The organism is Saccharopolyspora pogona, from assembly GCF_014697215.1.
Classification (GTDB): Bacteria; Actinomycetota; Actinomycetes; order Mycobacteriales; family Pseudonocardiaceae; genus Saccharopolyspora; species Saccharopolyspora hattusasensis.
On sequence record NZ_CP031142.1, the window covers coordinates 3,011,167 to 3,033,593 of the forward strand.

Annotated in this window: 21 protein-coding genes, 3 pseudogenes and 1 riboswitch; of the genes and pseudogenes, 11 read left to right on the forward strand and 13 right to left on the reverse strand. The window is 68.5% G+C overall.

Annotation, left to right across the window (positions count from 1 at the left end):
- Positions 1 to 97 precede the first annotated feature (97 nt).
- Positions 98 to 199: riboswitch (glycine riboswitch) on the reverse strand.
- A gap of 78 nt (positions 200 to 277) precedes the next feature.
- The 6 genes from DL519_RS13825 to DL519_RS13850 form a co-directional block, all read right to left on the reverse strand.
- Entirely contained in the window at positions 278 to 850 is a 573-nt protein-coding gene (locus DL519_RS13825; RefSeq protein ID WP_190815253.1) for a MerR family transcriptional regulator, read from the reverse strand.
- Between the two features lie 237 nt (positions 851 to 1,087).
- Entirely contained in the window at positions 1,088 to 1,564 is a 477-nt protein-coding gene (locus DL519_RS13830) for a bifunctional nuclease family protein (RefSeq protein ID WP_029534961.1), read from the reverse strand.
- A gap of 391 nt (positions 1,565 to 1,955) precedes the next feature.
- A complete protein-coding gene (garA, locus tag DL519_RS13835; RefSeq protein WP_190815255.1) occupies positions 1,956 to 2,435 on the reverse strand; it encodes a glycogen accumulation regulator GarA in 480 nt (159 codons plus the stop codon).
- A gap of 133 nt (positions 2,436 to 2,568) precedes the next feature.
- Positions 2,569 to 2,952: a glycine cleavage system protein GcvH gene (gene gcvH / locus DL519_RS13840; protein WP_190815257.1), complete on the reverse strand. Its 384-nt coding sequence runs from the start codon at positions 2,950 to 2,952 to the stop codon at positions 2,569 to 2,571.
- 190 nt (positions 2,953 to 3,142) lie between these two features.
- Entirely contained in the window at positions 3,143 to 3,856 is a 714-nt protein-coding gene (locus DL519_RS13845) for a CDP-alcohol phosphatidyltransferase family protein (RefSeq protein WP_190815259.1), read from the reverse strand.
- Between the two features lie 171 nt (positions 3,857 to 4,027).
- Positions 4,028 to 4,288 (reverse strand): hypothetical protein, encoded by a 261-nt coding sequence (locus DL519_RS13850; RefSeq protein ID WP_190824617.1) that lies wholly within the window; start codon positions 4,286 to 4,288, stop codon positions 4,028 to 4,030.
- Positions 4,289 to 4,616: 328 nt separating this feature from the next.
- Between DL519_RS13850 and DL519_RS13855 the strand changes: the two genes are divergently transcribed.
- Positions 4,617 to 6,521: a propionyl-CoA synthetase gene (locus DL519_RS13855; RefSeq protein ID WP_190815261.1), complete on the forward strand. Its 1,905-nt coding sequence runs from the start codon at positions 4,617 to 4,619 to the stop codon at positions 6,519 to 6,521.
- Positions 6,522 to 6,659: 138 nt separating this feature from the next.
- Positions 6,660 to 8,243 (forward strand): beta-N-acetylhexosaminidase, encoded by a 1,584-nt coding sequence (locus DL519_RS13860; protein WP_190815263.1) that lies wholly within the window; start codon positions 6,660 to 6,662, stop codon positions 8,241 to 8,243.
- On the opposite strand, the gene DL519_RS13865 is transcribed toward DL519_RS13860, so the two are convergent.
- The 4 genes and pseudogenes from DL519_RS13865 to DL519_RS13880 form a co-directional block, all read right to left on the reverse strand.
- The gene (locus DL519_RS13865) at positions 8,207 to 8,563 is read right to left on the reverse strand and encodes a phosphopantetheine-binding protein (protein ID WP_317891364.1); all 357 of its coding nucleotides are present in this window, start codon (positions 8,561 to 8,563) and stop codon (positions 8,207 to 8,209) included. The genes DL519_RS13860 and DL519_RS13865 overlap by 37 nt on opposite strands.
- A gap of 130 nt (positions 8,564 to 8,693) precedes the next feature.
- Positions 8,694 to 8,771: pseudogene (locus tag DL519_RS49405) on the reverse strand (isochorismatase family protein); the annotation flags it as partial.
- 174 nt (positions 8,772 to 8,945) lie between these two features.
- Positions 8,946 to 10,283 (reverse strand): carboxyl transferase domain-containing protein, encoded by a 1,338-nt coding sequence (locus DL519_RS13875; protein ID WP_190815265.1) that lies wholly within the window; start codon positions 10,281 to 10,283, stop codon positions 8,946 to 8,948.
- A complete protein-coding gene (locus tag DL519_RS13880; protein WP_190823968.1) occupies positions 10,276 to 11,724 on the reverse strand; it encodes an acyl-CoA synthetase in 1,449 nt (482 codons plus the stop codon). The genes DL519_RS13875 and DL519_RS13880 overlap by 8 nt, the downstream gene beginning before the upstream one ends.
- 201 nt (positions 11,725 to 11,925) lie before the next feature.
- Here DL519_RS13880 and DL519_RS13885 point away from each other — a divergent pair, with 201 nt between their 5' ends.
- From DL519_RS13885 to DL519_RS46395, 4 genes and pseudogenes are all read left to right on the forward strand, one after another.
- Positions 11,926 to 12,651 (forward strand): FadR/GntR family transcriptional regulator, encoded by a 726-nt coding sequence (locus DL519_RS13885; RefSeq protein WP_190815267.1) that lies wholly within the window; start codon positions 11,926 to 11,928, stop codon positions 12,649 to 12,651.
- 307 nt (positions 12,652 to 12,958) lie between these two features.
- A complete protein-coding gene (locus DL519_RS13890) occupies positions 12,959 to 13,453 on the forward strand; it encodes a VTT domain-containing protein (protein WP_190815269.1) in 495 nt (164 codons plus the stop codon).
- 105 nt (positions 13,454 to 13,558) lie between these two features.
- Positions 13,559 to 13,636, forward strand: a pseudogene (locus tag DL519_RS48645) (hypothetical protein); the annotation flags it as partial.
- Between the two features lie 194 nt (positions 13,637 to 13,830).
- A pseudogene (locus DL519_RS46395) lies at positions 13,831 to 14,250 on the forward strand (catalase-related domain-containing protein); the annotation flags it as partial.
- Between the two features lie 91 nt (positions 14,251 to 14,341).
- Here DL519_RS46395 and DL519_RS13900 read toward each other — a convergent pair.
- The gene (locus DL519_RS13900) at positions 14,342 to 15,787 is read right to left on the reverse strand and encodes an NF041680 family putative transposase (protein WP_223838947.1); all 1,446 of its coding nucleotides are present in this window, start codon (positions 15,785 to 15,787) and stop codon (positions 14,342 to 14,344) included.
- Positions 15,788 to 16,199: 412 nt separating this feature from the next.
- Between DL519_RS13900 and DL519_RS13905 the strand changes: the two genes are divergently transcribed.
- Complete coding sequence (locus DL519_RS13905; protein WP_190815272.1) at positions 16,200 to 17,639, forward strand: amino acid permease; 1,440 nt, start codon at positions 16,200 to 16,202, stop codon at positions 17,637 to 17,639.
- A gap of 112 nt (positions 17,640 to 17,751) precedes the next feature.
- Here the strand turns inward: DL519_RS13905 and DL519_RS13910 are convergent, their stop codons facing one another.
- Positions 17,752 to 17,964: a hypothetical protein gene (locus DL519_RS13910; protein WP_190815273.1), complete on the reverse strand. Its 213-nt coding sequence runs from the start codon at positions 17,962 to 17,964 to the stop codon at positions 17,752 to 17,754.
- A gap of 145 nt (positions 17,965 to 18,109) precedes the next feature.
- Between DL519_RS13910 and DL519_RS13915 the strand changes: the two genes are divergently transcribed.
- From DL519_RS13915 to DL519_RS13925, 3 genes are read left to right on the forward strand one after another with little or no spacing between them, the layout of a single operon-like run.
- Entirely contained in the window at positions 18,110 to 18,976 is an 867-nt protein-coding gene (locus DL519_RS13915) for a helix-turn-helix domain-containing protein (RefSeq protein ID WP_190815275.1), read from the forward strand.
- The gene (locus DL519_RS13920) at positions 18,973 to 19,164 is read left to right on the forward strand and encodes a DUF397 domain-containing protein (protein ID WP_190815278.1); all 192 of its coding nucleotides are present in this window, start codon (positions 18,973 to 18,975) and stop codon (positions 19,162 to 19,164) included. The genes DL519_RS13915 and DL519_RS13920 overlap by 4 nt, the downstream gene beginning before the upstream one ends.
- A 58-nt stretch (positions 19,165 to 19,222) precedes the next feature.
- On the forward strand, positions 19,223 to 19,411 hold the full coding sequence (locus tag DL519_RS13925) for a DUF397 domain-containing protein (RefSeq protein ID WP_190815279.1): 189 nt from the start codon (positions 19,223 to 19,225) through the stop codon (positions 19,409 to 19,411).
- Positions 19,412 to 19,868: 457 nt separating this feature from the next.
- Here DL519_RS13925 and DL519_RS13930 read toward each other — a convergent pair whose 3' ends face one another.
- A complete protein-coding gene (locus DL519_RS13930; RefSeq protein ID WP_223838948.1) occupies positions 19,869 to 21,317 on the reverse strand; it encodes an MFS transporter in 1,449 nt (482 codons plus the stop codon).
- Between the two features lie 235 nt (positions 21,318 to 21,552).
- Here DL519_RS13930 and DL519_RS13935 point away from each other — a divergent pair, with 235 nt between their 5' ends.
- Positions 21,553 to 22,413, forward strand: a complete 861-nt coding sequence (locus DL519_RS13935) for a TetR/AcrR family transcriptional regulator (RefSeq protein WP_190815281.1) — start codon at positions 21,553 to 21,555, stop codon at positions 22,411 to 22,413.
- The last annotated feature ends 14 nt before the right edge of the window (positions 22,414 to 22,427 follow it).

Sequence of the window (22,427 nt, forward strand, 5' to 3'; positions counted from 1 at the left end):
TCCGCGAGGCGAACGCCTGAGAGCTTCACCCGGGAACCGGGCTTGCACCGTCGGCGGGATGCACCACAGCCGTGGTGCATCCTCTTTCCAGAGGCATCTCGCCCGTGCGGTCCAGGTGGCCTGAGAGGTTGTCGGGGAGGTTTGCTCCTTCGGCGCCGACCACGGCCGAAGCCGGGCCGGACTCTCCCGCACGGGGTCGGCGATGTGCCGCAGCTTACCCGACCAGGGGGATCGAGCGGACCCGTGATGTCACCGGCCGCACACCACCCGGCCGCGATCAGCCCGTCTCAGCCTGCCGGTCGCGTCGGCGGCGGGACAACTCGTCGTCGACCAGCGGCACCAGCTCGCCGCCGTCGGCCCGCTCGGCCGGGAAGTCGTGGATGGTGCCGCTGATCTCGCGCATCGCGCCGCTGACGGCGATGCCGAACACCCCTTGGCCACCCTGCAGCAGGTCGACCACCTCCTCGGCAGAGGTGCACTCGTAGACCGTCGTCCCGTCGCTGAACAGCGTGAGCCGGGCCAGGTCCTGCACTCCTCGGTTGCGCAGGTGGTCCACCGCGACCCGGATGTTGTGCAGCGACACCCCGGTGTCCAGCAGTCGCTTGACCACCTTGAGCACCAGGATGTCCTTGAACGAGTAGAGGCGCTGCGAGCCGGAGCCAGCGGCGCTGCGGATGGACGGGCCGACCAGCTTGGTGCGCGCCCAGTAGTCCAGCTGGCGGTAGGTGATGCCGGCGATCTGGCAGGCGGCCGGACCCCGGTAGCCGACCAGCTCGTCCGGCAGCGCGGCGTCGGGGAACAGCTCGCCCTGCTCCGCGGCAGCATCCCGGTTGGGCGCTTCCTCGACCACGCCTGCCTCCCCTCGTCCGGCACGAAGCCGACGACGATCACCAGCTCCCGGACCGTCGCGATCCGGGGCCGCGAACACCGCCCAGCGGGCGAATCACACCGGGGCAATTCGCGTAAGTTCGACGGTATGCCTGCCCCGCGGGGAGGTCAACGCGACGCGCGGGCACCCGGACGACCCGGTCCCCGCCTGCAGCGCGCGGACGGGGGCCGGGAGGTCTCGTCGGGTCGATCGGCAGGCTCAGGTGTCCGCGCCGCGGAAGTCCTCCGGCGACACGGAGTCGAGGAACTCGCGGAACTTCTCGACCTCGTCCTCCTGCTCGTCCGGGATGATCAGCCCGGCCTCGTCCAGCACCGATTCGTCGGCGTGGATCGGCACCCCGATGCGCAGCGCCAGCGCCACCGAGTCGCTCGGCCGCGCCGAGACCCGCACATCCCCGTCGAACACCAGCTCGGCGAAGAAGGTGCCGTCCTGGAGATCGGTGATCCGCACCTGTTCAAGGTCGCGTCCCAGGGCCCCAATGACGTCCTTCAGCAGGTCGTGGGTCAGGGGTCTCTGCGGCCGCACACCCTGCTGCTCGAGTGCGATGGCGGTCGCCTCGACCGAGCCGATCCAGATCGGCAGGTAACGCTCGCCGTGCGCCTCGCGCAACAGCAGAATCGGCTGGTTTGCTGGTAGTTCAACTCGCACGCCGACGACGCGCATCTCGCTGCTCATCGTCACATCGCCTCCTCCAGCGCGCCGAAGCGTGACATCCCCGTCGAGGATCGCGCACCGACGCCTCCGACGCTACCCGCGTTGCGGCGGACACGCCCATCCCTTAGCGGTCTGGTCGACCACCGAATTCGCGGCCTTCCTGCCGGTGCATCTGGCCCGAACCACTGGCTGAGCTCCTTATCGAGCATTACCAGCACGATACACCGCCCACCGCCCCGTTGGGCCGGTGGAAAAAGGACCGCTACAACGTGGAAACCGGTTGCGACGTCGGGAAATTCCCCGCGCGAGGATGCAGTTGATCTCGGCTGCGCAGTACCTTGACGCGCTAGCGGGGCGACGCCGCTTCGGCGTCGCCCCGCTGGCGGGTCGACAAGTCGTTCCCAGGGCGTCCTCAGCGGGCGCCTGGGCCCCCATCGATCGGACCAGTAAGGAACACCAGGCGGAACTTCCCGATCTGCACCTCGTCACCGTTGGCGAGCACCGAGGTGTCCACCGGTTCCCGGTTGACGTAGGTGCCGTTCAGGCTGCCGACGTCTACGACCACGAAGTCGTTGCCCTCGCGCCGGAACTCGGCGTGCCGGCGGGAAACCGTGACGTCGTCGAGGAAGATGTCGCTGTCCGGGTGTCGTCCCGCGCTGGTGGTCTCCCGGTCCAGCAGGAATCGCGACCCCGCGTTGGGACCGCGCTTCACCACCAGCAGGGCGGACCCTGCGGGCAGCGCATCGACCCCGGATGCGGATGCGGATGCGGATGCGGGCTCCGGGGACGCACTCTCGGTGCTTTCCGGCTCCGAGAGGAAGGGCCTGAAGACCGAGGTGGTCTCCGGTGACTGCTCCGGCGGAACATCGCCGTGCCCGGGGAATTGGCTCACCTGAGCTCTCCTCTACGCGGATAGATCGTGCCAAGTATGTGCCCAACGTACAGTGCAGGTACAAGCACGGAACGCGGGACTCCCGACATCTTCCTCCCGGACCCCGACAGTCCGACGATCTTGCCTGGTCGGATCAGGATTCGGTCAGCTTCTGGTAGGCCTGGGCGTCGAGCAGGGCGTCCAGCTGAGCCGGGTCGGCGAGCTTGAGCTCGACCATCCAGCCGCCCCCCAGCGGTGCCGAATTGACCAGCTCCGGTTCGTCCTCCAGCTGGTCGTTGCGGGCCACCACCTCGCCGGTCACCGGGGCGTAGATCTCGGAGACGCTCTTGGTCGATTCGACCTCGCCCATCGACTCGCCAGAGGTGACCTGCTGGCCGGGTTCCGGCAGCTGCACGAACACCACGTCGCCCAGCTGCTGCTGGGCGTATTCGGTGATCCCGATGCGCACCGTGTCGTCGCCGGTGCGCTGAACCCACTCGTGCTCTTCGGTGTACTTGATCTCGTCCGGGGCCGCCACGTGGTCCCGCCTTCCTGGTCCGCTGGTGCTGTGGATCACCGGCCACGAGGTTCACCGTGATCGGCTCGGCGAGCGTATTCACCACGCGGCACAGGCCGCAAGGCGACCCTCGAGCCCATACGCACCAAGGGCACCTCTTGCCGATTTGCTCAGCGTGAGGTGCCCTTCGCGCGGGACGACCGAACGGTGCTCAGACCGGTTTGGCGCGGGCCTGATGGACCGCCGCCACCACCTGCCCGAGGTAGAGGATGCCGGCCCACAGGTAGAGCGCGCCGCCCCAGCAGGTGAAGGCGTAGGCGATCGGGCGCACCACATCGGACAGTGGGAAATCCTCCTGCACCAGCAGCAACAGCGGGAACGCGTACATCAGGCAGAAGGTCGCGGCCTTGCCGAGGTAGTGCACGTCCGGCGGCTCGTAACCGTGCCATCGCAACGCCGGCAGGCACAGCGTGAGCACCACGTCGCGGATGACGAGCGCGGCGGCGACCCACCAGGGCACCACGTCGCGCAGCACGAAGGCGACCAGGGTGGCGACTATGTAGAGGCGGTCGGCGGCCGGGTCGAGCAGTTCGCCGATGCGGCTGTACTGGTTGAGCCAGCGGGCGAGCTTGCCGTCGAGCCAGTCGGTGATGCCGCTGATCACCAGCACCAGGAGCGCGAGCAGGTCGGCCTTGGGGCCGAGCAGCAGCCAGAGGAACACCGGCACGCCGGCCAGCCGGATCACGCTGAGCAGGTTCGGCAACGTCCACCACGGATCGGCCCACACACCGGCGGCCGCCTCCCGGATCCGGGCTATGCCGGGATCGGGTCGTCCTGCTGCGGGTTCCTGGCCCGCCGGACCGGCGTTCATCCCGCCGTCTCCGCTCGTGGTGTTCTCCGTGGTGCGCTCAGCATCCTGCACCACGAGCCTCCCCTGAATGGTTGTGCGTCCTGACCCCACTTCGGACGCAACTTGTGCATCCTGACCAGATCAGGGTCTCACATTCCTCGCACAACACACCTGGCGGCCGGGCTCCCACGAAGCCGGTCGATCGGGCTGCTCCGCGCGGCGGGAGCCGTCGGCGACCGGCGCGGGCTAGGCCTGCCTATGGCTCCAGCCGCGGCGGCGGAGATCCGCATCGGTGAGGAACCGGGCCCGGCCTCGGTCGTCGACACCCGCCCAGCGAGCCCCGATGGACCCTTCGCGAACGTAGGAATGGCCGCCGCTCCACACCACGCTGCACGGCGCGGTGGGCAGTTCGGCGGACGGGCTGCGCGTGGGTTCAACCCCGGCGGCAGCGGCCTCGGCGGACTGGGCGGCGAATGCCTGTGAAGACAGGGCCGGTTCCGTGCTCATCGTTGTAGCACCTCCGATTCGGTTGTCGGCGCGATGCGCCGTGGTGTTAGCCCGATCATCGACTTCGATTGATTGTGTTCGGCCAAGCACGCTCTGTCGTGCCGATCCGCCCACCCAGCGCCAAACGGACACGTTGTGTCGCCGAAGTGCATCCGGATATCCGAACCACGCTCAGCGCGACCGAAGTCCGGTCACCGCTCGTCCGATCGCCCGTGTTTCGGTTGTGACAAAAGCGTTTCGCACATCGCTGCGGGTGACCCTGGCGCTACTCCGCGTTGTGCGGTAGGACCACAGGCGACATCGCGGCGGAAGCGGGAGGAATGTGGTCATGGGTGCGTATGCCGAGGCCTACCGGCAGAGTCTGGCCGACCCGGAGGGCTTCTGGCTCGACGCGACGGCCGCGATCGAGTGGGAGCAGGCACCTTCGCGGGCCTTGGACGCCACCGGGGACCCGTTCTTCCAGTGGTTCCCCGACGGCGTCCTCAACACCTGCTTCAACGCGCTGGACCGGCACGTCCGCGACGGCCGCGGCGAGCAGACGGCGCTGATCTGGGATTCGGCGATGACCGGCGAGGTGCGCCGCTGGACCTACCGGGAGCTGCTGGACCGGGTGGCGCTGTTCGCCGGGGCGTTGCGGGCGCAGGGCGCCGAGCCGGGCGATCGCGTCGTGATCTACATGCCGATGATCTCCGAGGCCGTCGTGGCGATGCTGGCCTGCGCGCGCATCGGGGCGGTGCATTCGGTGGTCTTCGGCGGCTTCGCGCCGAAGGAGCTGGCGGCGCGCATCGACGACGCCCGCCCGACGGTGATCGTCGCGGCGTCGTGCGGCCTGGAGCCGAACCGGATCGTCGAGTACAAGCCGATCGTCGACGAAGCGCTGCGGATGACCGAGCACCAGCCGAAGCGGGTGATCGTGTTCCAGCGCGAGCAGGCCCTCGCCGAGCTCGGCGAGCGCGACGTGGACTGGCAGGACGCGCTGGCGCAGGCCGAACCGGCCGATTGCGTGCCGGTGAAGGCCACCGATCCGCTGTACGTGCTCTACACCTCGGGCACCACCGGGCGCCCGAAGGGCGTGGTGCGCGACAACGGCGGGCACGCGGTTGCCCTGCGCTGGTCGATGGCCAACATCTACGACATCGGGCCGAATGACGTCTTCTGGACCGCCTCAGACGTCGGCTGGGTGGTCGGCCACTCCTACATCGTCTACGCGCCGCTACTGACCGGGGCGACGACCGTGGTCTACGAGGGCAAGCCGGTGGGCACGCCGGACGCGGGGGCGTTCTGGCGGGTCATCGCCGACCACCGCGTCAAGGCGCTGTTCACCGCGCCGACCGCGTTCCGGGCGATCAAGCGGATGGACCCGAACGCGGAGCTGCTGGCCGCCCACGACACCACGAGCCTGCAGACGCTGTTCCTGGCCGGCGAGCGGCTGGACCCGGAGACCTACCACTGGGCGTCGAAGCAGCTCGGCGTGCCGGTGGTCGACCACTGGTGGCAGACCGAGACGGGTTGGCCGATCTGCGCGAACCTGCGCGGGCTGGAGCCGATGCCGGTCAAGGCGGGGTCGCCGACCGTGCCCGTGCCCGGCTACGACGTCGTGGTGCTGGACCAGGCCGGGCAGCCGCTGCCGCCGGAGACCGACGGTGCGATCTGCATCAAGCTGCCGCTGCCGCCGGGCACGCTGCCGACGTTGTGGGGCGCCGACGAGCGGTTCCGCGAGTCCTACCTGTCGCGCTACCCCGGCTACTACCTCACCGGCGACAACGGCTACATCGACGCCGACGGCTACATGTTCGTGATGGGCCGCACCGACGACGTGATCAACGTCGCCGGGCACCGGTTGTCGACCGGCTCGATGGAGGCGGTGCTCGCGGCGCATCCGGCGGTCGCCGAGTGCGCGGTGATCGGGGTGCACGACTCGCTGAAGGGCCAGGTGCCGCGCGGGTTCGTGGTGCTGAAGTCCGGTGTGGACATCGCCGAGGAGACGCTGCGCGACGAGCTGGTCGCGGCGGTTCGGGCGCAGATCGGGCCGGTAGCGGCGTTCCGGGACGTGGCGGTGGTGGACGGGCTGCCCAAGACCCGCTCCGGGAAGATCCTGCGCAAGTCGATGCGCGAGATCGCCGACACCGGCGACACCAAGGTGCCCTCCACCATCGAGGACCCAGGGGTGCTGGACAAGCTGCGGCCCGCGCTTCGCGGCGAGGGGGGCCAAACTGTTCGGGGAGCTGGGTAAAGATGCGCCCTTTCGGGTTGGCATGGTTTGCCGCGAAGGAACCTGGCAGGCATGCCCGATACGCCCAGTTGGAGGCTGCCCGTTCCAAACTTGGTCTATACCTTTATGGGGCCGTTCCCCGATCATGGAGCGAGACACATGACCAGACCCCTACCGACGGTTCGCAAGGCAGCGCTCGCCGTCGTGACGGGTGCGCTGCTCACCGGTGGGCTCGTAGCTCCCGCCGGCGGCGCACCAGCCGTGGAGAACACCGCGATGGAAAACATCATCCCCGCCCCCGAGTCGGTGCAGCCAGCCCCCGGAACCACCTTCGAACTGACCGGGCAGACCTCGGTCAAAGCCGCCGGCGAAGCCGCCGAGGCCGGCGAGTACCTGGCCGGAATCCTGCGCCCGGCGACCGGATTCCCGGTGCCGGTCGACCAGCGCGCGCTCGGCTCCGGCGACATCTCGCTGGCGCTGGACGGATCGCCTGAGCTCGGCCCGGCCGGGTATCGACTGCAGGCGGCCGACGACAACATCGGCATACACGCGACCAGCGTCGAGGGCCTGTTCAACGGCGTGCAGACGCTGCGCCAGCTGCTGCCCGCCGCGATCGGGAGCCCGACCGAGCAGCCCGGACCATGGACCGTGCCCGGCGGCGAGATCGTCGACAAGCCGAGGTTCGAGCACCGGGCCACGATGCTCGACGTCGCGCGGCACTTCTTCACCGTGGACCAGGTCAAGCTCTACATCGACCAGGTCGCCCGCTACAAGATCAACTGGTTGCACCTGCACCTCACCGACGACCAGGGCTGGCGGATCCAGATCAACAGCTGGCCGCGGCTGACCGAGCACGGCGGCAGCACCGAGGTCGGCGGCGGCCCGGGCGGGTACTACACGCAGGAGGACTACGCGGAGATCGTCGAGTACGCCGCGTCCCGGCACATCACCGTCGTGCCGGAGATCGACATGCCCGGCCACACCAACGCCGCGCTCGCTTCCTACGCCGAGTTCAACTGCGACGGCGTCGCGCCGCCGCTGTACACCGGGATCGAGGTCGGCTTCAGCTCGTTCTGCGTGGACAAGGAGATCACCTACCAGTTCGTCGAAGACGTCGTCCGGGAGATCGCGGCGATCACCCCCGGGCCGTACCTGCACATCGGCGGCGACGAGGCGCACTCGACCACTGACGAGGACTACAAGCAGTTCTTTGAGCGGGTGATCCCGCTGCCCGCCAAGTACGGCAAGACCGCGATGGGCTGGCACGAGTACGGCAAGGCGGCGCCGGAGGGCAACGCGGTGCTGCAGTACTGGGGCACCACCGACTCCGACCCGCTGCTCACCGATGCGGTCGCCCGGGGCAACAAGATCCTGGCCTCCCCGGCGAATAAGTTCTATTTGGACCACAAGTACGACGAGAACACCGAGCTGGGCCTGCACTGGGCCGGCTACATCGAGGTCGCCGACGCCTACGGCTGGGATCCGGGCAGCTACCTGAAGGGCGTGCCGGAGGAGTCGATCCTCGGCGTGGAGGCACCGCTGTGGTCGGAAACCCTGGAGAACTCGGACCACATCGAGTTCATGGCCTTCCCCCGGCTACCGGCCATCGCCGAACTCGGCTGGTCTCCCAAGTCCGCCCAGAACTGGGAGTCCTTCAGCCAACGCCTGGCCACCCACGCCCCGCGACTGGCGGCATCGGGCATCGACTACCACCGATCCCCCCAAATCCCCTGGCAAGACTGAGTTGTTGAACAGGTGAGGGGCACCCTTGGGCGGCTGAGCCGACGGCTGAGCCGCTCGAGGGTGCCCCTCACCCATAACTCCCCCGTGACGACCTTGGGTTCGAGGACCGCCCACCACTCCGCCAGGGTGGGGCGCTCGGCGAGGTCGGCGAAGGTGATCTGGACGCCCAGGCGGCGCCACTTCTCCACCAGCGACATGATCCGCACCCAATCCACGCCCCAGTCGATGAGGTTCTCCTCGTCGGTCAGCTCCGCCGGGCCCTCGTAAAGCAGCTCCGCGACCTGTGCCCGCGCGTCTTCCAGTGTCAACTTCTGCGACATTCCCACGCTCTCCCCGGAACCCGTCAGGCCACTTCGCGGAGCCGTGCAGCACCAGCGACCGCCCCAGCGCCGCCGAGGTGTCCACCACGGCGCACCGCTTGGCCGCGTAGTCCAGCGCCATCCGGTGCTCCTCCAACGAGAAGTCCGCGACGGCGTCGGCGGCCACGAACGCCTGGATGTCCTGCTGGAACGCCTCGGCCGCGGTCATCAGGCAGCCGATGTGGGCGTAGCGCCCGGTGATGATCAGCTGGTCGCGTTTCCAGTCCGCAGCAGCTTGCGGACCTCGGTGCGCTGGAACGCGCTGTAGCGCCACCTGACACCCCGGACGATCCCCACCCACATCATCACTGCGCGAAATCGCGGCCCCTTCGACGCGGGCGGGTCAGCGTGCGATGCCCTGGACGAAGCCCAGGTCCAGGAGGTCCTGCGGGCGCAGGCGCAGGAGCCCGGCGAGTTCCGGCACTTCGGCCGGGTCGCGCTTGAGGATCGCGGCGCTGGATTCCGGTGCTATCACGGCGAAGTACGCATCCGAGGTGATCCAGGTCCGCTCCGGGGCCGCCAGCGCCAGGGCACCGCCCGAGCCACCCTCGCCGACGACCAGCGTGGTGACCGGCACCCGCGCGTCGGCGACCGCGGCGAAGACCTCCGCGATGGCCGGCCCGATGGCGCCGCGTTCGGCCGCCGCGTCGTTGGCCGCGCCCGGGGTGTCGACCAGCGTCAGCACGGGGATGCCGAGCTGGTCGGCGAGCCGGATCAGCCGGGCCGCGGTGCGGAACCCGGCCGGGGTGTTCGCGGTTCCCGTCTGGGCGGCGAAGGCGATGGTGCGCCCGTTGTGGTCGCCAAATCCGCAGATCATCCCCTCGTCGTAGCCACCGGCCCGGTCGCCGCTGATCTCGAAGCGCCGGGCGAGGTAGGCGTCCAGGTAGGCCCGGGCGCGCGGCCGGTCGGCCGAGCGCGCCCGCTGCACCGCGTCCCAGCCGGTCGCGGGCAGGTCGCCTGCGGTCAGCGCGGCCGGGACCGGGGCGGGTTCAGCCGGCCGGACCAGCTGCTGCGGGTGCAGCAGCGACAACAGGTCCGCCAGCACGTGGGGCAGTTCGGCATCGTCGACGACCCTGTCGACCTGGCCGTCGGCGAGCTTGCCCTCGGCGTGGAACGCCTCGCCGTTCTCGGCCGCGCTGCGCACCCGGCTGCCACCGAAGGCGACTGCCGCGCCGGACGTCGCCAGCACGACGTCGGCCGCCGCCGCCAGCGCCACCCACATGCCACCAGTGGTCGGGTTGCGCAGCACCGCGACGTGCGGGATCCAGTCCTTGCGGGTCAGCAGGCAGGCCCGCGCGATCTCCTGCAACTGGCGCAGGGCGCAGATCCCCTCCTGCATGCGGCTGCCGCCCGAAGCCACCAGCGAGATCACCGGCAGCCGGAGCTCCCGGGCCTGTTCGAAAGCCGCCACGATGCGCGCCCCGGACGCCTCCCCGACCGAGCCGCCGAGGAAGGCGAAGTCGAAGGCGACGAACACTGCCTGCCGCGACCCGACCCAACCCCGCCCGCACAGGACAGACTCCTCCGCCCCGGTCCGCTCGGTCGCGCGGGCGCGCTGGTCGTCGTAGCCGGGCCAGCCCAGCGGGCCGTCCGCTGCCGACGGCCCGGCCGGGGGCTCGAACTCCTCGAACCCCCGGCTGATCGATTCGACCAGCGCGCGAGCCGCGGACTGCTCAGCCATGCTGCAGCGCTTTCTTCTGCACCTTGCCCATCTCGTTGCGCGGCAACGCATCCAGGAACCGCACCTCACGCGGCCGCTTGTGCGGGGTGAGCAGCCGGGCGACGTGGTCGACCAACTCCTGCTCGGCGACCTGCTGGCCGGGTGCGCGCACGATCCAGGCGATGATGCGCTCGCCCAGGTCGGCGTCGGGCTCGCCGGTGACCGCGACCTCGGCGACCGCTGGGTGCTCCAGCAGGCAGTTCTCGATCTCGCCCGCGCCGATCTTGTAGCCGCCGCTCTTGATGATGTCGGTGGCCTTGCGGCCGACGATCCGGATGTAGCCGTCCGGCGCGCGGGTGGCCACGTCACCGGTGCGGAACCAGCCTTCGACGAACGCCGCGTCGGTGGCGTCCGGCCGGTTGAGGTAGCCGCTGAACAGGTTCGAGCCGCGCACCAGGATCTCGCCGACGGTCTCGTCGTCGCTGGCGATGATCTCCTCGCCCTGCTCGTCGACGAGTTTGAGCTCGACCCCGGCGAACGGGCGCCCCACGTAGCCGGGCCGGCGGTCGCCGTCGGCGCGCACGCCGCAGTTCATGATCGTCTCGCTCATGCCGTAGCGCTCCACGACCCGCTGCCCGGTGAGGCGCTCGATGCGCTCGTGCTCGACCGCGGGCAGCGCCGCGGAACCGGAGACCAGCAGCCGCGCCTTGCCGACCGACCGCGCGATCTGCGGGTCGCGCTCGGCGTCCTCGGCCAGCCGGTGGTACATGGTCGGCACGCCGAACATCATCGTCGCGGGCCCGGCGAGCTCTTCGGCCACGGCGGCGGACGAGAACTTGCCCAGGTGGTGGACCGTCCCGCCGAGCCGCACCGGGCCGAGCGTGCCGAGGATCAGCCCGTGCACGTGGAACAACGGCAGGGCGTGCACCAGCACGTCGCGTTCGGTCCACTCCCAGGCCTCGGCCAGCGCGTCGAGGTTGGCGCGGATCGCGCGGCGGGGCAGCACCACGCCCTTCGGCGGCCCGGTGGTGCCCGAGGTGTAGACGATCAGCGCGGGGTCGTCCTCGCCGGCCTCCGACGGCAGCTCACCGCCGCGGACGCCCAGGTCAACCTCGTGCACCGGCACGTCGCCGAGCCCCTCCGGGCGCTGGAAACCGGGCGGGGCCAGCAGGAGTTCCGGCTTGCTGTCGCCGAGGATGTGCGCGAGCTCCCGCTCCCCCACCTTGGGGTTGATCGGCACCACCGCGACGCCCGCGCTCAGCCCGCCGATTACGGCGGCGCAGGTCTCCGGCGTGGCGGTCGCCCAAACCGCGATCCGCTTCGCCGTTCCGACCCGCTCGGCGATCGCGGCGGCCACCTCCGACAGCTCCCGGTAGTTCAGCGCGCGCGGCCCGAACCGCAGCGCCTCCTTCTCGTCGGGCTTTCGCAACTTGGGGAACAGCACCTGCGCCGCGCCGGCCATGACCACCTCCACGCTCCTCAATGTCCCGCCCGCAGACCTGCGATGTCCGGCGAGCCGGAAGCCGACAGTGGTCCACTGGCTCGACCACTTTGGCGCCGATCTCGACGCCGCGTCAAGGAAGTGTGGCAAAATTGGCTCATCCACTCGGCCAGATGGTTCGGTGTTAGCCTTCTCACCATTGATTCTGCCTGGAGGAACCCGGTGCCCGAAGCCCTGCGCCCACTCGCCCGCCCCCGCCTGTACGAGCAGGTGGTGCAGCGGCTGCGGGAGCACGTGGCTGATTCCGGCCTGCGCGTCGGCGACCGGCTACCGCCGGAGCGGGAGCTCGCGGAGCGGCTCGGCGTCAGCCGGGCGTCGGTCAAGCAGGCGATCGTCGTGCTCGAAGTGCAAGGCCTCGTCGAGGTGCGCCACGGCGGTGGCACCTACCTTCGCCGCGAATCGCTGGACGCGGAATCGGTCGCCGACCTGGTCGCGCGCAAGCGCCGCCTGCCGGAGGTTCTGGAGGCGCGAGAGGCGCTGGAGACCAAGCTCGCGGAGCTGGCCGCGCAGCGGCGCACCGAAGCAGACCTCGCCGAGGTCGACGCGGCGCTGGCGGACATGCGCCGCGAGATAGCCGAAGGCGGGCTCGGCAGCGAGGGGGACCGCCGGTTCCACGCCGCGATCACCGCCGCCGCGCACAGCTCGCTGCTGGGCGACTTCATGCGGACCATCTCCGCGGAGATCGCCGAGAGCCGCCAGGAGTCGCTGCGCCAACCCAACCGGCCGGGCAAATCGCTGGCCCAGCACGAACGCATCGCCGAGGCGATCCGGGCGGGCAACCCGCGCGCGGCGGTCACCGCCATGCGCCGCCACCTCCAAACGGTCAGCCGGGTCCGCCTCCTCTCCTGGGACCCCGACGCCGAACCCGCCCGCCCAGACGAGGTTTAAAGGGCACAAATTTCCACAGCACGAAACCACCGTCCGATTTGCCAGCAATTTCAATGGAAATCGAAGATCCAATTTCCATTGAAATTGCTGGCAACGAAACTAGAGTTCCGCAATGCGGTAGTTCTCTCTTCTTTGCGCTGACGACCAACCGTCGCGGTGGTGTCCCGGCGCGAAAATCCGTCCGGATGGGTGGCGGCCAGGGGTGGGCCGGTAGGCTCTGGCGGGCCTGTTCCAGCAGCTACGGAGCTTTCGACTTGATCCACCATCCGGGTTCGCAACGCGGGCGTGCCGTCGGCCGGGTGGTCCGGTGATCGGGTGGTTGCTGGCCACCGCGGGCACCGCCGCGCTCGGCAGCGTGTTCCCACTGGTCAACATCGAGCTCTACCTGCTCGGCGTGGTCTCCACCGTGGACGGCGTCAGCTGGTGGGCGTTCGGGCTGGCCGCGGCCGTCGGCCAGGTCGCCGGGAAGGCGCTGTTCTACTTGGCGGGCAAGGGCGGCTTCACGCTCGGCGAGCGGTTGCGCAAGCGCGTCGAAGCCAAGCGCCGCGGCAGGTGGTCCGCCTGGTTCGAGAAGTTCCACCAGCGGACGCAGGAACGCCCGTGGTGGGGACTGGGCGTGCTCTGCCTCAGCGCAGTCCCCGGCATCCCGCCCTACAGCCTGATGTGCTTCCTCTCCGGTGCGGCCGGCATTCCGCTGATCGGCTTCCTCGTCGCGAGCCTCGTCGGCCGCTCGCTGCACTTCCTGATCGTCGCCGGTGCGCCGGAACTGCTGCACTGGCTCCCCGCCGCGCTCGGCTCGTAACCGTGACATCCCGGCCCGGGCGACCGGGAACCCGTTGGGGCGGTCCAGCCGACATGCCAGCCGCGATCGCCAACGATGGGCACGACGCCAAGCAACGACAGCTTGATGATCCGGCTGGGCGGTCCGAACTTCGCGCAGCTGCCGGTCAACCGCCCGGTGGCCGAAGTCGCCAACAACCGGCGGGACGGCTACGGGCAGCAGCGCGTCCACAAGGGACGGACCAGCTACTTCAAGAACAGCCTCGGCCGCGGTTGCCCGGCGCTGGCCGACGAGGGTGCCTTCTCGCACTACCAGGAGAAGGTCGAGGGGCACAAATCCGCAAGCGGAGCGAGAGCTTCAAGGACTTCTACAGCCAGGCCACTCTGTTCTGAAACAGCATGGCCCACTCGGAGAAGGAGCACATCGTCGCGGCGTTCCGCTTCGAGCTCGGCAAGGTCGACCAAAAGCACGTGCGCCAGACCGTGGTGCAGCAGATCGAGCAGATCGACCACGAGCTGGCCGTGGCGGCGGCCGAAGGAATCGGGGTGGCCGCGCCGAGCGGCGGCAGGCCCAATCACGGTCGCAGCTCCCCCGCGCTGAGCCTGGCGAACTCCGCGACCGGCGACGTCGCCACCCGCCGGGTCGCGGTGCTGGTCGCCGACGGCGTGGACGCCACCGAGGTCGCCCAGATCCGGCGCGAGCTCGCCGAGCGCGGCGCGATGGCGGAGGTCCTCGGCCTGCATGACGGCAAGGTCCGCAGCACGGACTCCGACGAGGTCGAGGTCGGCCGCGCCATGAACACGATGGGCTCGGTGCTCTACGACGGGGTGATCGTTCCGGGTGGCGCGGCCGTACTCACGACGCGTGAGATGAAGCGAACGGACTGTTCGCCCGCTCTATGCTTGGGTTTTAACCTGCTTGCTTCTTTCCGGCGGGTTGCCGGGTGTCCGTTTTTTCGGTTTTTTTGCGGACGGGATGGCGTTGAGCAGGACCGGAGCGGGAGCCTGGGGGCCGCCCTGGGCCGGGCCGGGTGGGTTTCGGCACACGCGCGGGGGTCCCGAGACGATCATGGATGTGGCGAAACCCGCGGCGTACCCGGTGCGGGCTTAACGGCCGGTCTGGCTCGGGGCGTCGTTCCCAGGGACGCCGCAGGTCCGTGGTGAGGTTGCGGGCGAGTCTGAGTTGGGTGTAGGCGGCGATCGTCAGCCAGGTCCACCGGTCCTGCTGGGCGGGTGTGCGGGTTTTCGCCGCGGTCCAGCCCAAGGTCGACTTGGCAAAACGGAAGAAATGCTCGATGTCGAACCGCCGTAGGTAGACCCGCCACAGCATGTCCAGATCCAGTGGGACGCCCTCGGGGGCGGCCCACCACAGCCACAGGTCCTTGTGCGGGGCGCGTCCGTCGGGCAGGTGTTCCACGCGGACGTGCACGACCGTGCCGGTGACCACGGGTAGTTCGCTACGGTCGGCGAACCAGCCGCGGGCTTGGATCTTCGGCGACAGCCCGGACCAGGCATGCACCTCAACCCGTCCGTAGCGGTCGGTGTCCACGGTCAGCGTGGCGTCCGGGGTGTGCCAACTGGTGGGGCTGGCGCACTCGAAGCGGGCGCCGTATTTCGGTGGCCGCCCGGTCCTGCCAGGCACCCGCGGCGGCGGTGGGCGGTGAAACACCCGATCGTCACGGTCGAGACGGATCAGCAGTTGCACGTCCACATCAGACACCGCGTCGGTCATCGCGGTAGCCGGATAACCAGAGTCCATCACCACCATCGGTGGAAGGCGGCCCGCTCCACCCGTGCGCCCGGCGGCGCGCAGACGAGTAGCCAACTCCCGGATCTGGGCGGCGGTCACCGCCACGAGATCATCGTCGGGATCCATCCGGACCGCATCCACCGGCGACACCCACGACGAACGACCCCACTGGATGCCCGCAAGCCACGCATAGTTCCAGCCAGGGATCGTCTTACGGTCACCGTCACAGCGACACGACGTATGACAGTGACCGCGATCCGCCGAGCACTCCGCATCCGGTCGCGGGCACACGGTCACATCAGCGGTGAACAGAAGCGGTCCCTCGTCCGCCGCGGCAGGCAACCCATCCACCAGCACATCCCGTACCCCGGCGGCGTCGATCTCCCCGGCCGCCAACGCGTCGTACAACGCGCCATGCCCCCGCCGGAACACCGGCGACAGCGACAACTCCACCAACGAGGTCACCGGCCGCTCACCGCAGGACACCGCATCGCAGAGCTCGAACAACGCATCCGCCCGAGCCGACAGACACCGGTAAAACCCATCCCGGAACCCGGTCACAGCCCCGAACTCGACCGCCTGGCGGTCATCCTGCACACTGATCACGACAGCCCTTGGTTGATCTTCTTCTTTCGTCAGAAGCATGATCACCCAAGGGCTGTTCCCATGATCAACCGGGGCCACAACAACACCCAAAGGTTAAAACCCAAGCTATGAGCCTGTTGCAATATTACGCCCACCACGGACCGTGATCGATCGATCACGGCTGAGATGGCCACTGGCGGACAAACGGCGGCGATCGAGACTGATTTGGTACTTCGGTTCAGCCGTTTTCGCCGAAAACGCAACAGGCTCCTATCGAGGTGAACGGTCCGTTCGCTCCCAACGGATCGCATGGCAACCTGCAGCCGACCACCCAGGGTCACTTTTCGTACCGATCTGATGACGCATCGCGATGCCGATTGGGCCCCGCTGCTCGCATCTTCTACCGTGCCAGCTTGTGAACGTCTTTCGAACAATGCCCGTCGAGGACGTACTGACCCGCGGCGAGCGCAGCGGCCTGATCCGCCGGCTCACCGGGCGCGACCTGGTCGGCTTCGGCATCGGCATCATCATCGGCACCGGGGTGTTCACGCTCGCCGGGATCGAGGCCAAGGAGCACGCCGGCCCCTCTGTGGTGCTGTCGTTTGTGGTCGGCGGCATCGTCGCGGCGCTAGCCGCGTTTGCCTACGCCGAGCTCGCCTCCGCGGTGCCGACCGCGGGCAGCGCCTACACCTACGGCTACGCCACGCTCGGCGAGCTGTTCGCCTGGATCATCGGCTGGGACCTGCTGCTGGAGTTCGCGCTCGGCGCGGCGGTGGTCTCGCGCAGCTGGTCGGGCTACGTCTCGAACCTGCTCGGCCTGCCCCCGCAGTGGTTCGGCGAGGACTCGACGATCAACGTCGGCGCGATCCTGATCATCGCGATCCTCACCGTCATCGCGGTGATCGGCATCCGCGAATCGTCGTGGGTGACCAACGCGCTGGTCGTGGTCAAGGTCGCGGTGTGCGTGCTGGTGATCGTCGCAGGGCTGTTCTTCGTCCGGGGCGCCAACCTCGTGCCGTTCATCCCGCCCGCCCAGCCCGCGCCAGCCACCGCGAGTGTGCTGGAACAACCGCTGCTGCAGGCGGCGCTGGGCATGGAGCAGTCCATGTACGGCATCGGCGGCATGTTCACCGCGGCGGCGATCGTGTTCTTCGCCTACACCGGCTTCGAGGCGCTGGCCAACCTCAGCGAGGAGACCAAGCACCCGAAGCGCGACCTGCCCGTCGGGCTGCTCGGCAGCCTGATCGTGTGCACCCTGCTGTACATCGCGGTCGCGGTCGTGCTCACCGCAATGGTGGACTACCGGCAGATCGACGAGGCGGCCCCGCTGGCGGCGGCCTTCCAGACCGTCGGTCAGCCTTGGGTGGCGGCGCTGATCGCGCTCGGCGCGGTGACCGGGCTGACGTCGGTGATGATGGTCGAGCTGGTCACCATCGGCCGCATCGGCTTCGCGATGAGCCGCGACGGCCTGCTGCCGCCGAAGCTCTCCCAGGTGCACCCGAAGTGGGGCACGCCGCACCGGATGACCATCGGCGGCGCAGTGGTGATCATGCTGCTGGCCGGGTTCATCCCGATCTCGGAGCTGGCCGACATGGTCAGCATCGGCGCGCTGTCCGGCTTCGTCATCGTCGCCATCGCGGTCCCGGTGCTGCGCCGCCGCAAGCCGGAACTGCACCGCCCGTTCAGGATGCCGCTGTCGCCGGTGCTACCGATCATCACCGCCCTGGCGTGCCTGTACCTGATGTCCAACCTGGACATCATCACGTGGCTGCGCTTCGCGACCTGGCTGGTGCTGGGCCTGGTGATCTACTTCGGCTACGGCCACCGCCACGCCCGCCTGGCCAACCCCACTCCGGACGCCGCCCGCGACTAACTCCTGTCCGAACGATCCGCCATCGGCGTCCGACTGGATTCCGGGTGAAGGGCACTTTGACCGATTTTGCCGGCCAATGATGATGCCCTTCACCCGCTGCAAATCGTGCACCTCAGGCCGCGGCGAGTTCTTCGATCGCCTTGGTGCCGAGGCCGATGAGCGCGGCGAGGTTCTCCCGGCCGATGCTGAGGACGTACTCGCTGTCGCGTCCACAGTAGAGAATCACGAGATCGTTCAGTCGATCGATCTCGTACCGCATCGGCACCTCGTCCTCCATCTCAACGAACGAGTCGATGGATATCCCGGAGTAGTGAAACAGGGCCATGCTCCCGACCTTCCTCAGTGGACGACTAGTGTGACTGCTTGCAACCATACAATCGCTAAGCGCGACCGTCGCGTTTAAGATTAGGGCGACCGTCGCGTTTAGGGCAGGTCCCTGATCGGGTGTTTCGAGATCGTGGAGGTCGCCGATGGCGCGAGCCCGCCAAACCCTGGAGCGACGGCAACTCGGCCTGGCCCTGCGTCGAATCCGCGAAGAATCCGGCAAATCCCAGCAAGCGGCGGCCGAAGCGATCGGCCGGGTCCGCTCCCGCATCGTCGAGCTGGAAGACGGCAAGGGCACGCTGAGCCGAGAAGATCTTGTCAAACTGCTGGACTTCTACGGCATATCCGGAGACGAGCGCGAAACGGTTGTAGCCCTCGGTGCGCAAGCACGGAAGCGCCAGCGCGGCCGCACCTACACGGACCTGCTCCCCGGTGCCTTCCAGCGCTTTGCTGACCTCGAGGCCAGCGCCACGGAGATCAAGAGCTGCGAATCAGGAATCATTCCAGGGCTTCTGCAAGCTCCCAGTTACATCAACGCTGTCTTCGACGAGGCCGACGGAGCTTGGTGGGGTGCCGAAGACCCCGAACGCGGCCAACGCGTTGCGTTCCGACTCGAACGTCAGGCGCGAACGCTGAACCATGACACCACGAAGTCCCTCCACTTCGTGGTGTCCGAGGAAGTCCTACACGCAAAAGTCGGCGTTCCTGACGTCATGCGGGAGCAGTTGGCACACATCCTGCACTTGACAAACAGCCGGAACGACCTCGTCGTCCAGGTGCTACGACACGATGCCCAGAACCCAACGAGGGGCGGTGGGCTCACCGTCTTCGGCTTCGGGCACAGGGGAACACCGGTCGGCTTCTCGACGACGCTGTTCGGGCCTTCCACCTACTACCAAGACACCACCGACATTGCGATCATGTCTCGTGTGTTCGACCACATCCGGGCCTCGGCGCTCAGTGCGCGTGCATCCTTGCGGTTGATCGAGCAGATCTTGGAGGGCATGGAATGACGTCGCGAACTCCTCTCAACACCGACTGGTTCAAGAGCTCCCGGAGCACCGCGAGCAGTGACAACTGCGTCGAGGTCCAGTTGCTCGGCAGCGCCGTTTGCGTGCGGGACTCGAAGGCTCCCGAGGACGGCGTGTTGAGGTTTGACTCCGCCGCATGGAGCGCTTTCCTGAGTTCCTTAAAGCCTTGACATTTCCGCTGGTCAGCCGGGGAAGATTGCAACCTCAGGTCTCGAAAGGTGGCTGACCATGTCGCGACTTCAATCTGACACGGACTGGTTCAAGAGCTCCCGCAGCACCGGCGGCAGCGACAACTGCGTCGAGGTCCGGTTACTCGACAGCGTCGTCCGGGTCAGGGACTCCAAGGCTCCCGACGACGGCGTGCTGAGCTTCGGCACCGCCGCCTGGAACTCCTTCCTGACCTCCTTGAAGGCGTGACGTTTCCGCTGATCAGGCCCCGTGAGTACTTTCGGGTGCTATAGAGGCTGTTTGGGAACTCGTCCTGCCGGGCGGTTCCTGCCCGCCCCAACGGTAGTGGTCCGGTTATGGCTCGCCAACCGGTGTGAAGCGAACGGCCTGTTCACTTCGGTAGGAGCCTGTTGCAAAATTACGCCCACCACGGACCGTGATCGATCGATCACGGCTGAGATGGCCACTGGCGGACAAACGGCGGCGATCGAGACTGATTTGGTACTTCGGTTCAGCCGTTTTCGCCGAAAACGCAACAGGCTCGTAGACGACACAAACGGTCCGTTCGCTCCGTTCATCTGATGTGAATCCCGGGCTGTTGGTGTGCAGCGAACGGCCTGTTCACCTCGATAGACGACACAAACGGTCCGTTCGCTTCACGTCAGCACCTTCCCGAACAGCCGCTATATAAAGCTGCCCAACGGACTCACGGGTCTTCAGCAGCGGAAACGGTGCGCCTTGCCAGTAAGACCTCGGCGAGGGCTACGACCAGGGCGGCCGTGACGAAGCCGACCGAGACGATCAGGCCGTCCGAGATCGCCGTGTCGAAGCCGCTCGTCGTCAGGGTGCCGAAGAACAAGCCCGAGGCCGCCGCCGTGCCCACCGCCGAGCCGATGCGCTGGCCCGTCTGCTGGACTCCCGCCGCCGTCCCGCCGTGGGCGGCGTCGATCTCGCTCAGCGTCACCGTCTGGTTCGGCGAGATCACCAGGCCGCTGCCGGTTCCGGCGATCAGCAGCGGCAGGGCCGTCACCATTCCGGCCGCCTCTCCCGGATGCGTGGCCAGCAGCAGGTCCGTCGCCAGCAGGCCGAGCAGCGCCGCCGCTAAGCCGATGATCACCAATCGTCGGCCCATCCGGTGCACGATCCGGCCGCCGACGGCCGACGCCACCGCCGAGCCGACCGCGAACGGCGTCAGCGCCAGCCCGGCCTGCAGCGCCGAATAGCCGAGGCCACGCTGGAAGTACACCGCCAGCACGAAGAAGATGCTGGTGAACCCCGCGAAGTACAGCAGCCCCAGCGTTGCGCCGAACGAGTAGCTGCGGATCTTCAGCAGCCGCAGGTTCACCAGCGGCGCGCGCCCCCTCGCCCGGTACCAGTACTCCCACGCCACGAACAGCGCCAGCAGGACCGCGGCAACGATCAGCAGGAACCACGGCGCGCCATGGCCGCTCTCCTGCTCGACCAGCGGCAACAACAGGCACAGCAGGCCACCGCCGAGCAGCAGCACCCCGACCAGGTCGAGGCTGCGGGACTGTTCGCGCGCGCCGTCGCGCGGCAGCACCCGCAGCCCGTAGAGCACCGCCGCGATACCGATGGGCAGGTTCACGAAGAACACCCAGCGCCAGCCGTGCTCCTGCCCGGCGAGCTGGATGATCAGGCCGCCCAGCAGCGGGCCGATCGCCGTCGAGATGCCGACCACCGCGCCGAACAGGCCGAAAGCCTTGCCGCGCTCGCGGCCGTGGAACAGCTGCTGCATAAGGCCGAGCACCTGCGGGTTGAGCAACCCGCCGGCCACCCCCTGCAGCAGGCGGGCGATGACCAGCCACAGCGGGGTCAACGCGAATCCGGCCAGTGCGCTGGCCAGCGTGAAAGCCGCCAGCGCCAGCAGGAACATCCGGCTGCGGCCCCGGTCGTCGCCGAGCCGACCTGCCGGCACCAGGACCAGCCCGAAGGTCAGGGCGTAGCCGGAGACCACCCACGACAGCGCCGCCGCCGGCGCGTCCAGCCCCTGCTGGATCGACGGCAGCGCGACGTTGACGATGCTGACGTCGAGCAGGGTCATGAAGCCGGCGACCAGGCAGATGGCCAGCACTCGCCAGCGCCGCGCGCTCTCCTGCCCCGCGGCGGTCTTCGCCACCGGCCTGGTGCTGTTCACGAGTTCAGCTCAGCACGTTCGTTCTACGCTCGCACCATCCGAGACTCGCACCGGCATTGCGACCGACTGACTTATCAATCACAACCCACTCCATGCGCGATCGTCGCCACGGGCCATGTTAACGCGATTGGCTAGGCATGTTGCTCAAATGCGAGGCATCCCACGGCAACCCGACGGGATCGCAACACGCACAGTTCATTGCGATTCTCGCAACGTGCTGTTAGCGTTCCGTCCCGTGGAGGACACGACGGCCGCGTTGCGCCAGCGAGTGCGCGATGTGTTGCGCAAGTATCCCGGGAGCCAGCGTGCCTTCGCCGAGCGGATCGGCCTGGACCCAACGAAGCTCTCCAAGTCGCTGACCGGGACCCGCCGGTTCACCCCGGTCGAGCTCACCCGGATCGCCGAGCTCACCGGCGTCACGGTGCACTGGCTGATCTACGGCGGCGACGACATCGAGACGGTTGCCGCCGCGCCGCAGCGCACCGCGCGGCCCGGGCGCGAACCCGGCGACCTCCGCGAAGCGGGCCGGTACCAGCAGATCCTCGACGCCGCCTGGACGCTGATCGCCGAGCGCGGCTACCACTCGGTGCGGGTCGCCGACGTCGCCAAGGCCTGCGGCACCAGCGCCGCGACCATCCACTACTACTTCCCCGGCCGCAACGACCTGCTCACCGAGACCCTGCGCTACTCGGTGCGGCTGGCCTTCGACCGGCAGGTCGCCGAGCTGCACAGCATCGAGGACGCCCACGAGCGCCTGCTGCGGCTGGTGGAGCTCCAGCTGCCCACGCCGGGCCTGCTGCGCGCGGAGTGGTCGATCTGGCTGCAGGTGTGGACCGAGAGCGCCCTGAACCCAGATCTCCAGGTGCTGCACAGCGATTCCTACACGCGCTGGCACGACACGATCGCCCGCACCATCCGGCAGGGCCAGCAGCAGGGCGTGTTCACCGACACCGACGCGGAAGAGCTCACCGTGACGCTGACCGCGCTCATCGACGGGCTGGGCATCCAGGTGCTCGCCGGGCGGCCCGGCCGGTCGGTGGAGCGGATGCGGCGGGTGCTGCGCGAGTTCGTCGAGCGCGAGATCGTCCGGCATTGAAGTGAAAGAACCCA

Coding starts and splice junctions, on each gene's coding strand:
- DL519_RS13925 (WP_190815279.1), top strand. CDS start 19,223: ATGTCGCGACTTCAATCTGACACGGACTGGTTCAAGAGCTCCCGCAGC.
- DL519_RS13910 (WP_190815273.1), bottom strand. CDS start 17,964: ATGGCCCTGTTTCACTACTCCGGGATATCCATCGACTCGTTCGTTGAG.
- DL519_RS13920 (WP_190815278.1), top strand. CDS start 18,973: ATGACGTCGCGAACTCCTCTCAACACCGACTGGTTCAAGAGCTCCCGG.
- DL519_RS13915 (WP_190815275.1), top strand. CDS start 18,110: ATGGCGCGAGCCCGCCAAACCCTGGAGCGACGGCAACTCGGCCTGGCC.
- DL519_RS13855 (WP_190815261.1), top strand. CDS start 4,617: ATGGGTGCGTATGCCGAGGCCTACCGGCAGAGTCTGGCCGACCCGGAG.
- DL519_RS13880 (WP_190823968.1), bottom strand. CDS start 11,724: ATGGCCGGCGCGGCGCAGGTGCTGTTCCCCAAGTTGCGAAAGCCCGAC.
- DL519_RS13830 (WP_029534961.1), bottom strand. CDS start 1,564: ATGAGCAGCGAGATGCGCGTCGTCGGCGTGCGAGTTGAACTACCAGCA.
- DL519_RS13850 (WP_190824617.1), bottom strand. CDS start 4,288: ATGAGCACGGAACCGGCCCTGTCTTCACAGGCATTCGCCGCCCAGTCC.
- DL519_RS13865 (WP_317891364.1), bottom strand. CDS start 8,563: ATGTCGCAGAAGTTGACACTGGAAGACGCGCGGGCACAGGTCGCGGAG.
- DL519_RS13860 (WP_190815263.1), top strand. CDS start 6,660: ATGACCAGACCCCTACCGACGGTTCGCAAGGCAGCGCTCGCCGTCGTG.
- DL519_RS13875 (WP_190815265.1), bottom strand. CDS start 10,283: ATGGCTGAGCAGTCCGCGGCTCGCGCGCTGGTCGAATCGATCAGCCGG.
- DL519_RS13905 (WP_190815272.1), top strand. CDS start 16,200: ATGCCCGTCGAGGACGTACTGACCCGCGGCGAGCGCAGCGGCCTGATC.